12 protein-coding genes are annotated in these 12,152 nt (G+C 70.4%); 2 read left to right on the forward strand and 10 right to left on the reverse strand.

The window, feature by feature from the left end:
* The 10 genes from BCY76_RS16055 to ftsH form a co-directional block, all read right to left on the reverse strand.
* On the reverse strand, window positions 1-1,922 hold a 1,922-nt coding region (locus BCY76_RS16055), incomplete at its 3' end, for a PH domain-containing protein (protein ID WP_085437912.1).
* Window positions 1,903-2,442, reverse strand: coding sequence for a PH domain-containing protein (locus tag BCY76_RS16060; protein ID WP_336582603.1), 540 nt, complete (start codon window positions 2,440-2,442; stop codon window positions 1,903-1,905). The genes BCY76_RS16055 and BCY76_RS16060, both read right to left, overlap by 20 nt.
* On the reverse strand, window positions 2,423-3,118 hold the full coding sequence (locus BCY76_RS16065; RefSeq protein WP_085437913.1) for a DUF3180 domain-containing protein: 696 nt from the start codon (window positions 3,116-3,118) through the stop codon (window positions 2,423-2,425). Before BCY76_RS16065 ends, BCY76_RS16060 begins: the two co-directional genes overlap by 20 nt.
* The gene (gene folK, locus BCY76_RS16070; protein WP_070159123.1) at window positions 3,115-4,161 is read right to left on the reverse strand and encodes a 2-amino-4-hydroxy-6-hydroxymethyldihydropteridine diphosphokinase; all 1,047 of its coding nucleotides are present in this window, start codon (window positions 4,159-4,161) and stop codon (window positions 3,115-3,117) included. Before folK ends, BCY76_RS16065 begins: the two co-directional genes overlap by 4 nt.
* Before the next feature lie 193 nt (window positions 4,162-4,354).
* Window positions 4,355-4,660 (reverse strand): CHRD domain-containing protein, encoded by a 306-nt coding sequence (locus tag BCY76_RS16075; RefSeq protein WP_085437914.1) that lies wholly within the window; start codon window positions 4,658-4,660, stop codon window positions 4,355-4,357.
* A complete protein-coding gene (locus BCY76_RS18320; RefSeq protein ID WP_170922735.1) occupies window positions 4,606-4,881 on the reverse strand; it encodes a hypothetical protein in 276 nt (91 codons plus the stop codon). Before BCY76_RS18320 ends, BCY76_RS16075 begins: the two co-directional genes overlap by 55 nt.
* A complete protein-coding gene (locus tag BCY76_RS16080; RefSeq protein ID WP_070159124.1) occupies window positions 4,878-5,912 on the reverse strand; it encodes a hypothetical protein in 1,035 nt (344 codons plus the stop codon). Before BCY76_RS16080 ends, BCY76_RS18320 begins: the two co-directional genes overlap by 4 nt.
* A 688-nt stretch (window positions 5,913-6,600) precedes the next feature.
* Entirely contained in the window at window positions 6,601-7,440 is an 840-nt protein-coding gene (gene folP / locus BCY76_RS16085; protein WP_070159120.1) for a dihydropteroate synthase, read from the reverse strand.
* Between the two features lie 96 nt (window positions 7,441-7,536).
* A complete protein-coding gene (gene folE / locus BCY76_RS16090; protein ID WP_070159121.1) occupies window positions 7,537-8,151 on the reverse strand; it encodes a GTP cyclohydrolase I FolE in 615 nt (204 codons plus the stop codon).
* Window positions 8,148-10,172 (reverse strand): ATP-dependent zinc metalloprotease FtsH, encoded by a 2,025-nt coding sequence (gene ftsH / locus BCY76_RS16095; RefSeq protein ID WP_070159122.1) that lies wholly within the window; start codon window positions 10,170-10,172, stop codon window positions 8,148-8,150. Before ftsH ends, folE begins: the two co-directional genes overlap by 4 nt.
* Before the next feature lie 355 nt (window positions 10,173-10,527).
* Here ftsH and BCY76_RS16100 point away from each other — a divergent pair, with 355 nt between their 5' ends.
* Complete coding sequence (locus BCY76_RS16100) at window positions 10,528-11,850, forward strand: ABC transporter transmembrane domain-containing protein (protein WP_085437915.1); 1,323 nt, start codon at window positions 10,528-10,530, stop codon at window positions 11,848-11,850.
* 20 nt (window positions 11,851-11,870) lie between these two features.
* Window positions 11,871-12,152 (forward strand): ATP-binding cassette domain-containing protein (locus BCY76_RS20130; protein ID WP_272896870.1); only part of this gene is annotated, 282 nt, incomplete at its 3' end.

Genomic DNA, 12,152 nt, shown 5'->3' on the forward strand with positions numbered 1-12,152 from the left:
CCCGGCTGCTGCGGCTGGTACGCTGCTGCGGCTGGTGGAGCACCGGGCTGCCACGGGCCAGGGTTCCCCGGGGCGGGGGTCCTCGGAGGCTGCGCGGACGGCCCGGGAGGCTGCGGCGGCAGCGCGGAGTATGACTGGCCTGAGTACGGCTGACCTGGGTGCTGCTGTCCTGAGTACGGCGGGCCGGCGACGGGACCCTCGGGCTCCGAGGCGGCGGCCACAGAGCCGTCCGCGGACTGGGAGCGGGTCTGGCTGACCATACGCTCGAACTCGTGGAGCTCTTCGGGGAGCATCCACTGGTTCCGGTCGCTCATGCGTCGGGCGACGGCGGCTCGACGCGCCTCGTTCTCGAACAGCCAGTGGGCGGCGTCGAGGTCCTGATTGGCCAGCTGCACCTGGAACGGGCCAGCCGGCGTGTGCAGATGGACGTCCGCCAGGCGCTTGGCTCGCTGCCACGGCCCCTGCAGCAGGGCCAGCGACTGGATCCGCTCATGCGAGATCAGGGTGAGCCGGCGGGACAGGCGCCCGTCACGGAACATCACCGCCACAGGCGTGGTGCAGAACCCTCGCCGACGCCGCACGAACGGGTCGAAGATCCGTGCGCGCCGCGGCACCTCGGTGAAGCCTCCTGCCGCGCCGGAGCCGGTGAGGCCCTCACTGACCAGCTGCTCCGGATACGGCACCTGCAGATCGGGGAACATCTCCGCGGTGACCGCCATGACGTCTTCGCGGCGTCCCACCGGCAGCAGCACCGAACGGCTCTCTCCTGATCCGTAGCCGGCGACGACCACGAGCACCCGGAACCAGCCGCAGGACCGCCACAGCAGCGGCTGGTGGATCTGCAGCGCCTGCACCCGTCCCGGCGGGACGGTCTGGGTGGTGGTCTCCAGCAGGCCGTAGCGCATCCGCAGCCCGGCACCGGTCATGGTGGCGGTGAATCGGAATCCGCCGCTGAACTGCTGGTAGTAGACCGCCACCACGGCGATCCCCACCGGGATGAGGCCGGGAAGGACCGCCACACCGACGGTGCCGATCACGGCCCCCGCCTGCCCCAAGGGGTCCTCAACGCCCATCGAGAGGGACACGATGCCGCCGACCACCGCGGCGATGAGACCCGCCCCGGCGATGATCAGCAGGAACACCGTCCCCCAGCCCATGAGGACGGAGCCGATCAGGCGCCCGGTGGGCACCCGGGTGATCTCCCGGTCGGGCACGTCCTGGAACAGGGGCGCCGGCCCGGCAGGCGGCATGGCCTGCCCCGGAGGGAACGGCGCGGACCCACCCTGAGGGGGCCGGCCACCGGGGGGACCTGGCGGCGCGGCCCCGAACCCGTCAGGCTGAGCGGCGCCCGGGGAGGCCGCCGCCTCGGCCTGCTGGCGGCGCCACTGGGCACGCCCGGAGGCACGGTCCATGATGTCGGCCCGCAGCTGCTCGGCCTGGCCCTTCTTCAGGAAGGCCAGCGTCGCGGCGGTGCCGTCTCCTTCAGCCACCTCGAACTTCAGCTCCGCCAGACCGGTGATCCGGGCCAGCAGCGGCTGGCGCAGGTCCACGGCCTGCACCCGGTCGATGCGCGCCTGCCGGTGCTGGCGCACGAAGATCCCGGACTTCACCATCACGTGCTCGTCGGTGATCTTGTACCGGGTGAACCACCAGGAGAGCATGAACCCGCCGAAGACCACCACCACCAGGAGGACGAGCCCTCCGCCGCCGGCCAGGAACGCCACCGGGTTGCGGTCCACCTGGTCCCACAGCTCACCGGATCGCCACAGGTTCCACAGATCCGCCCAGATCTCCCAGTTGTAGCCGAAGACGATGCCGGGCACGGCGATCACCGTCAGCCAGCCGCGCACGAAGGGACTCAGCGGGTGGACCTTCGTCCAGGTCTCGTCGAACCACTTCTCGTCAGGCTGGGCCTCTGTCATCTCTCGCCCCCTCACAGGCCGGCCAGGCGGGCCTGGCCGCGGGCCGGCAGCTCTTCGCGCAGCCGGGCCCCCTCGTCCCGGTGGGCTCCGGGGATGACGCGTCGGTCCCGGCGGAGGCGGTCTTCAGCTGCACGGTGCACACGTGGAAGTGGCGCATCAGCGGCCCGGCCTCGATGTCCACATACTGCAGGCGGCCGTACGGGACGGCCACCACCTTCTGGAACAGCAGACCGCGGCGGATGAGCAGGTCATCGGCGCGCTCGTGGTACCCGATGGCGCGGATGCGGCGCGGGATGAGGATCAGATCGGCGGCTGCCCAGAGGACCGCACCGATGACGACCACCAGCACCAGCCACAGGGGCAGGCTGATCACGTCTGCCAGGTCGAGCACGACAGGCACGGCGATGATCAGCAGCGTCACCGCCCATCCGATCACCGCGGAGATCATGCGCACCGTGATGTACCGCTCGTCGACCCGGGTCCAGGTCACTCCCGCCGGGTCAATGGGTTCCGCCGGCATGTCCCTCCTCAGTTCGTGCGTGGGCGCGGCGCGGGCCGCGCAGCGCGTGTCCATAGGTCGATCCGACATCAGGAGCGGCTTCGCGTGCCGCCCCGCCTGCAGTCCCGGGCTCCTGACCGAAGTCACGGCGGGGCCGCCGGACGGGCCCTCCGCCGTCGTCGCCGCGATTCGGCGGGAGGCGGCAGAGCTGCTCCACCACGAACCCGATGATCACCCACACCAGGCCGCCGATGATCATCAGCAGGGCCGCGTGGGCGTTCGGCGCGGCGAGCCCCGCCGTGGGACCCAGGTCGATCAGCACGCCGGCGTGCCAGCCGGCGATGCCCGCACCCGCATATCCGCAGGCCTGCGCGGCGACCACCACGCGGGCGGCCTCCAGCGGGTGCAGACGTCGCCCGCGCCGCGGTCCCCGTCTCCCGGAGCGCCGGTCCGCGTCCTGTCGCTCACCGTCGCGTCGCGCCTGGTCAGCGTCCTTCTCCAGGCCGCGCTGGTCCCACCACACCACCATACCCAGGCCCAGGACCACCAGCCCGATGCCGCCCAGGGTGATCAGCGAGACCGGGGCCAGCACGGGGGAGCCGAAACCTCGGGTCACCATGAGCACGGTGGCCACGAGTCCGACCAGCGCCGAAGCGCCGGCGATGATCATCAGCCACATGGGCTGCAGCCTGGTCATGGCGCCACCTCCCGGCGCACGCCCTCGGCGTCGGCGGCCTCGGCGGCGAGCTGCCGCACCGGGACGCCGTCGAGCAGCGCGATGGGGTCCATCCAGGACCACGGCAGCAGCACGAAGGCGCGCTCGGCGGCCCGCGGATGGGGCACGGTCAGCCGGGGTGAGTCCACATGCGCCCCGGCGTAGGTGATGATGTCGACATCGAGGGTGCGCGGGCCCCAGCGGACCTCGCGGGTGCGGTGGTGCTCCGCCTCGATCCGCTGGGCGACGTCGAGCAGGGCGTGGGGCGACAGGGAGGTCTCCACCTCCACCACCTGGTTGAGGAAGTCGGGCTGCCCGACGGGCCCGCCCACTGGGGCGGTGAGCGCGCGAGGAGAGGTGTTCAGGACGTCCACCTGATCGGACCCGTCCAGGGCGGCGACGGCGTCGTCGAGGATCTGCGCCGAGTCGCCCAGGTTGGAGCCCAGCGCGAGCACGGCGCGCACCGGGAAGCTCGCGGGCAGGTCCGGGTCGCGGAGGGCAGACCCACGACCCACGCCATGGGACCCGGCGCCGCGCCGCGCCGAGGGAGAGGCGTGCTGGTCGCCGGCTTCGGCCGCGTCGGCCTGGTCGGCGAGGGAGACGGTGTCATAGCCGCCGACGGCCGCGGTGCGGGTGAGGATCCGTCCGCCCTGCAGCTCAGCGCGGGTCCGGTGGACCGTGACCGCGACGTCGGCGAAGCTCTGCTCCAGAGGCGCCTCCGGCTTGTGGACGGTGATGCTCGCCGCCTCGATGCGATGATCGGCGGAGAGGACGTCGGCAGCGATCTTCTGGGCCAGCGCCTCGATGAGGTCATAGGGTTCCCCGGTGATGGCCGCTTCGATGCGCTCCGCGATGTCCACGTAGGAGACCGTGTCCTCCAGAGCGTCAGAACGGCCGGCCGCCCTCAGGTCCACCTCGAGCTCGGCGTCCACACGGAAGGGCTGGCCCTGCCGCCTCTCGAACTCGAAGACCCCGTGATGGCCGACGGCGGTGACGCCCGTCAGGCGGATCATGTCGCTGCGCATGCCTCTACCTTCTCCCATTCCGGGCCGATCCTGAACCCGCGCCGCATCATCGACCCCGACGAGCATAGGACTGGCGCCGACGAGCACAGAACCGACGAGGACAGAACAAGGGGGTGGAACTCCGGGATTCCCCCGGGGTTCCACCCCCTGTGCACTGGTCAGGTCACGTCACCGGACCTGAGGGCTCAGCGAGTCAGCCGCACTGCGAGACGTTGCCGCTGAGCTCACCCCCGGCCGAACCGGTGGTGGTGATGGTGACGGTTGCGTCACCGGCCTGCAGCGCGGCGACCTGCTCGTCGGTCAGTTCGAAGCTGCCGCCGGCTGCGCCGCTGGTGCCGCCGGAGGCCGTCAGCTCGAGGTCGCTGCCGCCGGTGTGCAGGGTCACGCCGGTGACGTCCGAGGTGGTGCCGGCGTAGAGGCAGTTGACCGTCAGCGAATTGCCGGTCAGGGTGCCGTCGCACTGGCCCAGCCCGGAGGACTCGGTGCCACCCAGCAGCACGGTGTACTCGGTGGTGACGGAGGCATCGCCGTCGGTGTCGCCGGAGTCTCCCCCGCCGCCCAGCAGGCCGCCGAGGCGCCGCCGCCGAGGAGACCGCCGTCGCCCCCGAGGAGACCGTCGAGCAGGCCGTCCAGACCGAGTCCGCCCAGCAGACCTTCCACGCCGCCCTCATCGAGAAGGCCCTCGAGCTCCAGCAGACCGTCCAGGCCGTCCTGGCTCAACAGGTCCTCCAGGCCGCCGTCACCGACAAGGCCGTCGAGACCGCCCTCGTCCAGGACTCCGTCCAGACCACCCTCGTCGAGCAGGCCCTCGAGCTCCAGCAGCCCGTCCAGCTCACCGGCGTCGAGCAGACCGCCGAGGCCGCTCTCGTCCAGCAGCCCGTCCAACTCCAGGATGCTCTCCAGGTCACCGGCGTCGAGGAGCTCGCCGAGGTCGTCCTCACCGAGCAGGTCACCCAGGCGTCGTCGCCGAGGACGTCGGAGAGCGACTGCAGCGTGTTGATGTTCTCAGTGATCTGCAGCAGCTCCAGGGTCCCGGTGGGGTTCCCGCTGGTCACATCGTCCAGCGCGGTCTCCCACAGGAGCCGCCAGGTGTCGAAGTGGTCCCCGGCGAACCCGACGTACTCCTCCAGGTTGAGCAGCGTCTCCGGAGTGACCCGGTCCAGGATGGCGGAGGCGTCAGTGGTCTCCCACAGGTAGTCCGAGGTCAGCATCTCCGGGGTGGGCAGTCCCGGGATGATCAGGTCCGACAGGTCCGCCAGCTCGTCAGCCGAGGGCACGTTGAGCGTGGTCAGATCATTGCTGTCCAGCGGAATGCCGATGCCGCCGCAGGAGGTCAGCAGCGTGACGTAGTCGGTGTTGTGGCCCTTGACGTGCGAGGGATTGAAGACGGGAATCCAGCCCAGGGGCCCGCCGTAGATGTCGATGATCGGCATCTCGGAGTTCCCGATGGCGCCGCTCGCTAGCGAGAGGACCAGGTTCTCGTAGGCGGGATCGGTGTGGTACTCGTTCACGTGGGCGAAGCTTCCGAGCAGCGGAATGCCGTCCTCGTTGGCCCACATGTGCTCCAGGAAGAACTCGCAGGCGTCACCGCCCTCGTGCCCATCGTGTCCATCGTGCCCGTCATGGTCATTGGCGGCGTGTCCGGCGGCCGCCGTGGCGATGCCGCCGCCGATGACGAGCGCGGAGGTGGCCGCCGTCGTCGCTGCGGTCTTCAGCCATCTCCGGCTGACGTCCGCGAACCTGCTAGTCATTGTGATGCCCTTTCTTTCGCATTCCGAAGGCTCATCAAGCGGTCTTGACATGCCATCAATGCCATACAGGTGCTGGAATCAAGCCCCCCGGGGAGGATTCCCCTCCGAAGGTGACACTATGCAACCATCGTCAGGTCAGTCAAGAGGCTTGGAGATGCCGATGCAGTCTGCACCACGCCCGTTCACGACAGCCATCCGGGCCAGGCAAGCCCTGAAGCGCTTGAGCATCCCCGCTTCGGGTATCACCAGAAACCCCCTCCGTGACCGAAGGTGACGAACCCCGACTCCCCAGTAACCACAGGGATCGACGCCCTGTCGAGACGGCATCTCACCGCAACCCCGGCGCCTCACCCGGAATCGATGGACTGAAACGCGACAGCTGCCACGCCGCCATGACATCTGAGGCGACTGCGGGAAGACGCAGACCCTCTCGGCGCTCAGATGCCCGAATCGACGGGGTGGTCCATGTCGCGATTTTTATGAAAAGAGTGCTTCATAATGAGGTTCATGGCGCCGAGGAAAACATCAGAGGCCGACGAACACCCGTGGAGACCGGAGGGCCGCCGTCGCCGGCCTCCGGACGGCGCTCAGGCCCGCCGCAGGGCGCCGACCGCCTTCATCGCGTCCACCGTCGGCTCGACGTCGTGGACACGCACGGCCCAGACGCCGGCCTGGGCCGCCAGGGCGTTCAGGGCCAGCGTGGCGGCGTCCCGCCCCTGAGCCTCGCGCGGGGCGCCGGAGCGGGCCAGCAGTTCGCCCAGGAAGCCTTCCGGGAGACGCCCAGCAGAACCGGATGCCCCAGGGCCACGATGCGGTCCAGGTGGCGCAGCAGCTCCCAGCTCTGGGCGGCGGTCTTCGCGAAGCCGATGCCCGGATCCAGAATGATCCTCTCCGCCGGGACCCCGGCGTCGAGGTAGCGGTCGCGGATCTGCTGCAGCTCGGCGACCACCTCGGCGACCACGTCGTCGTACTGCGCGCGGGACTGCATGGTCTGCGCATCGCCCCGGTTGTGCGTGATGATGACCCGCACGCCGCCGTCGGCGACGACCTGCGGCATCTCCGCGGCGGTCACCATCCCCGAGACGTCGTTGATGATCAGGTGCTCCGGCCCGGGGGCCGCCGCGATCGCCGCCGCAGCGGTGGAGGGGTGGCGGGTGTCCACCGAGACCACCGCGCCACCGGTGAACAGCGCCTCCAGCACCGGGAGGATGCGGCGCTGCTCCTCCTCCGGCTCCACGGGGTCGGCGCCGGGTCGGGTTGACTCTCCGCCGACGTCGACGATGTCCGCGCCCGCGTAGTGCTGGGAGAGCCCGGCATGGACGGCGGACTCGTGGTCGACCACTGTGTCCGCCGGGGCCACGAACCGGCCGCCGTCGGAGAACGAGTCCGAGGTGACGTTCAGGATGCCCATCACCAGCGTCCTGTCGGTGGGCAGGTCGGCCACCGTCTTCTTCGCCGCCGCGCGGCGGACCACGCTCACGGGTCCGGTGTTCGGGCCTGTGCCCGGGGCTGCGCCCATGGTGTCCATCAGGGTCCTCCTTGGGGTGGTGTGCCGCCGGGCCGCCCTGGTCAGGGCTCGCCGTCCGCGTCCGCACCCCATCGTCGGGGGCGGCGCGGGCGATGCTCAGCGGTGCAGGATGAGGCTCATGGCCTCCGATCGGGTCGCGGCGTCACGGAGCTGTCCGCGCACCGCTGAGGTGATGGTCTTCGCGCCGGGCTTCGAGACCCCGCGCATGGACATGCACAGGTGCTCGCATTCGACGACGACGATCGCACCCAGCGGCTCCAGGTGCGCCATGAGCGCCTCGACCACCTCCGTGGTGAGGTTCTCCTGCACCTGGGGGCGCTTGGCGAAGATGTCCACCAGGCGCGCCAGCTTGCTCAGCCCGGTGACTTTTCCGTCGGCCGACGGGATGTAGCCGATGTGCGCGTGGCCGAAGAACGGCACCAGGTGGTGCTCGCACATGGAGTAGAACGGGATGTCGCGGACGAGGACGAGCTCCTCATGGCCGATGTCGAAGGTGGTGGCCAGCAGCTCGGCAGGGTCCTCATGCAGGCCCCGGAAGGCCTCCTGATAGGCCCGCGCCACCCTCCCCGGGGTGTCCTTCAGGCCGTCCCGCTCCGGATCCTCGCCGACGGCGACCAGGATCTCCCGCACGGCGGCCTCGATGCGCGGCAGGTCCACCGGAGCGTCCTGCGGCAGCTCGGGGCTGCCAGGGGTGGTGATCGTGCTGCTCATCGGACGTCCTCCCCGGCCTCAGAGGTCTCGTCGGCCGTCTCGCGAGCCGTCTCACCGGCGGCCTCGCCGGGCTCGGTGCCGATGAACTCCCCGTCAGCAGGATCGGGCGAGTCCGCGACGGTCTCGGAGGTGATGATGATGGGCCGTTCCGGGGAGGACTCCCAGACCTGCCGATGCGGTCGCTTCTTCACGTCATGGAAGATCGCCGCGACCTCGTGGGCATTGAGGGTCTCGACGCGGAGCAGCTCCTCGGCCAGTCGGTCCAGCACGTGCCGGTTCTCCGTGAGCGCCCAGTAGGCCTCGTCGTGCGCCTCCTCGATGATGGCGCGGACCTCGGCGTCGACGATCGCCGCCAGCTCCTCGGAGTACTCTTTGCCGGTGGCCATCTCCCGGCCCAGGAACGGACTGGTGTCCCCGGACCCGAGCTTCACGGACCCCACCCTGGCGCTCATGCCGTAGTCGGTGACCATCTTCCGTGCCGTGTCGGTGGCCTTCTGGATGTCGTTGGCCGCCCCCGTGGAGGGGTCGTGGAACACGATCTCCTCGGCGACCCTCCCACCCATGGCATAGGAGATCTGGTCCAGCAGCTCGTTGCGGGTGGTGGAGTATTTGTCATCCTCCGGGACCACCATGGTGTAGCCCAGGGCGCGGCCGCGCGGCAGGATGGTGATCTTGGTGACCGGGGCCGAGTAGTTCAGGGCGGCGGCGACCAGGGCGTGGCCGCCCTCGTGGTAGGCGGTGACCCGGCGCTCGTGGTCCTTCATCAGCCGGGTGCGCTTCTGCGGGCCGGCCATCACGCGGTCGATGGCCTCGTCCACGGCGCGGTCGTCGATGAGGTCAGCGTTGGACCGGGCGGTCAGCAGGGCCGCCTCGTTGAGCACGTTCGCGAGATCCGCACCCGTGTACCCCGGGGTCTTGCGAGCGATGGACTCCAGGTCCAGGTCCTCCACCATGGGCTTGCCCTTGGCGTGGACCTCGAGGATGGACCGGCGACCGGCGAAGTCGGGGGCCTCCACGGGGATCTGCCGGTCGAAGCGCCCCGGGCGCAGCAGGGCGGGGTCCAGGACGTCCGGGCGGTTGGTGGCGGCGATGACGATGATGTTCGCATTCGCCTCGAAGCCGTCCATCTCCACCAGCAGCTGGTTCAGGGTCTGCTCGCGCTCGTCATTGCCGCCGCCCACGCCGGCGCCGCGCTGGCGGCCGACGGCGTCGATCTCATCCACGAAGATGATCGCCGGAGAGTTCTCCTTGGCCTGCTTGAACAGGTCCCGCACCCGGGAGGCGCCGACGCCGACGAACATCTCCACGAAGTCGGAGCCGGAGATCGAGTAGAAGGCGCCGCCGGCCTCACCGGCCACGGCTTTGGCCAGCAGCGTCTTGCCGGTGCCGGGCGGACCGTAGAGCAGAACGCCCTTGGGAATCTTCGCGCCCAGGCGCTGGAACTTCTCCGGCTCGGAGAGGAACTCCTTGATCTCGTGGAGCTCCTCCACAGCTTCCTCAGCTCCGGCGACGTCGCGGAAGGTCACCTGCGGCATGTCCTTGTCGAACATCTTGGCCTTGGACTTGCCGAACTGCATGACCCGCGAGTTGCCGCCGGACATGCGGGTGATCAACCAGATGAACAGCAGGGCGATCAGCAGGAAGGGGATCATGAAGCTCAGCAGCGAAAGCAGCCAGTTCGACTGCTCCGGCTCGTCCGTGTAGCCCTCCAGGTCCGCCTCGGCGATCGCATCGACGACGGTCTCAGCCCGCGCCTGCGAGAAGTGGAAGTGGACGACGTCGCCGAGCTCCTCCCCGTCCTGCTCATAGGGCTCGGTCAGATGCAGGTCCACGCGATGGTCGCCGTCGTCGATCCTGGCCTCCGAGACCTGGCCGTCGGCGATGAGCTCCATGCCCACATTGGTGTCCACGCGGGCGCCGGTCTGGCCCGAGGAGAACAGCATGGGCACCACGATGAGCAGCGCCGCCACCGCCAGGAGGATCCAGAACAGCGGACCGGTGAAGATCTTCTTCAAGTTCATGCAGCTCCGTCAGACACAAGGGGGTACACCTAGCGCACCAGGGTACTGCCAGTGCCTGACAACGGCACCTGGGACGTCGTCACGTTCGCGACAGGTGGAATGAGGCTCCCGACGTCGACCTTTTGTTGCACATGGTTCGCATTAGACTCGGCAGGACGTCCCCACCCGAGGTGAGCCCCATGATGATCGTTCCCGAACTGGTCCAGCTGACACGAGAGCACCCCCGCCGGTTCCGCCGGCTCACCGGTGCACTGGTGGGCGTCTCGCTGACCCACCTCCTCCAGGCGCTGGCCGTGGCCGGCACCCTGGCTGCCGTCGTCGATCTGCGACAGGGGCCGGGGCCGCCTGCCTGGGCGTGCTGGCCGCGGCCGCGGCCGGCAGGCTCCTGCTGCGCCAGCACCAGCAGCACCTGGCCTCCGCGCTGGGCACCGCGGTGCGCCAGCAGATGCGGGCGCGGGTGCTGCGCCGGATACTCGTGCCCGAACGGCTGCATGATGTGCGCGGCCGTGCCGGCTCGGCACGGCTGACCGTGGTGGACGCCGTGGACGGCGTGGACGCCTATCTCACCCGCTACCTTCCCCATGTGGCGCAGGTGGCGCTGCTGTGCCCGCTGTTGGTGCTGGCCATGGCGGTGCTCTCCCCCGCTGTCGCCGTCGTGCTGGGGGCGTTCGTGGCGGCCGCCGTCGTGGCGCCCCGGGCCTTCAACCGGTGGATGGCACGCCGGTCACAGGAGCGCTGGGAGTCCTACGACGACCTCAGCGCCGACATCCAGGAGGCGCTGCAGGGCATGCGCACCCTGCAGCTGCTCGGCGCCGTGCCGGGTCGCCGCCGGGTGCTGCGGGCCCGCTCCGCGCGGCTGCATCGGGAGACGGTGCGCACCATGCGAGCCTCCCTGTGGGAGACCGGGATCCTGGACCTGATGATCCAGGCCGGCACGGCGACGGCGGCCGCCCTGGCGATCCTCACCGCCGCGGGCGCCGAGCCGCAGGGGCTGCTGGCGACTCCCCTGGGCGCCGTCGCCGAGGACCCGTTCCGGATCTTCGCGATGCTGATGCTGGCCTCGGAGACGTTCCGCCCCATCCGCGACGTGTCCCAGCAGTGGCACGCCGGGTTCCTGGGGTTCTCCGCGGTGGGCGCCTTGGGCGAGCACGGTGCCTTCGACTCCTCGGGAGACGAAGACGGTGAGGCGATGCGGACCGATGCCCCGGCAGCAGACCCGTCCGCTGCGCACTCGGCGCCACGTCGACCGGCACCGGCACCGGCACCGGCACCGGCACCGGGGGCACTGCACCTGAAGGACGTCCACCATCAGTACCCGCAGACGGTGGCGCCGGTGCTGCAGGGGGTCGACATCACCGTCGAGCCGGGGCGGATCACGGTGCTCTCCGGGGCCTCGGGAGCCGGCAAGTCCACCGTCTTCGACATCATCCTGGGCCTGCTGACGCCCACGGCCGGGACGGTGACGTTGGCCGGGCGCCGTCCGCTGCCGGAGGAGATCGCGGTGGTCTCCCAGTCGCCGTCGCTGTTCTCGGGCACGCTGCGGAGAATCTGCGCCTGGCGGCGCCCGGGGACAGCGACAGGGACAGCGACAGGGACGAGCAGACGCTCCTGGACGCCTGCGACGACGCCGGACTCGCCGAGCTGCTCGGCTCGCTGCCCGAGGGCCTGGACACCCTGATCGCGGAGGGCGGGGCTTCCCTGTCCCGAGGGCAGGCTCAGCGGGTGGCCATCGCCCGGGCCTACCTCGCCGACCGGCCGGTGATCCTGATGGATGAGCCGACCAGTGCACTCGACGAGGACACCGCGGGGACCGTGCTGGCCCGCCTGCGGGCACGCGCTGCGGGGCGGATCGTGCTGATCATCAGCCACCGCGAGGACGTCATGCGGGCGGCTGATGATCACTGGATCCTGGAGAACGGGCGAGTGCACCCCGCGGGGCCGCGGCCCCGCCCGCTCGTCGCGGCTGCCCGCGCGGCCGTC

The sequence above is a fragment of the Nesterenkonia sp. PF2B19 genome, from assembly GCF_001758425.2.
Classification (GTDB): domain Bacteria; phylum Actinomycetota; class Actinomycetes; order Actinomycetales; family Micrococcaceae; genus Nesterenkonia; species Nesterenkonia aethiopica.

Bases quoted from the DNA above. Each gene is read 5' to 3' on its own strand.
- BCY76_RS16080 (WP_070159124.1), bottom strand. From the start codon at position 5,912: ATGACTAGCAGGTTCGCGGACGTCAGCCGGAGATGGCTGAAGACCGCA.
- ftsH (WP_070159122.1), bottom strand. From the start codon at position 10,172: ATGAACTTGAAGAAGATCTTCACCGGTCCGCTGTTCTGGATCCTCCTG.
- folE (WP_070159121.1), bottom strand. From the start codon at position 8,151: ATGAGCAGCACGATCACCACCCCTGGCAGCCCCGAGCTGCCGCAGGAC.
- folP (WP_070159120.1), bottom strand. From the start codon at position 7,440: ATGGACACCATGGGCGCAGCCCCGGGCACAGGCCCGAACACCGGACCC.
- folK (WP_070159123.1), bottom strand. From the start codon at position 4,161: ATGCGCAGCGACATGATCCGCCTGACGGGCGTCACCGCCGTCGGCCAT.
- BCY76_RS16065 (WP_085437913.1), bottom strand. From the start codon at position 3,118: ATGACCAGGCTGCAGCCCATGTGGCTGATGATCATCGCCGGCGCTTCG.
- BCY76_RS16060 (WP_336582603.1), bottom strand. From the start codon at position 2,442: ATGCCGGCGGAACCCATTGACCCGGCGGGAGTGACCTGGACCCGGGTC.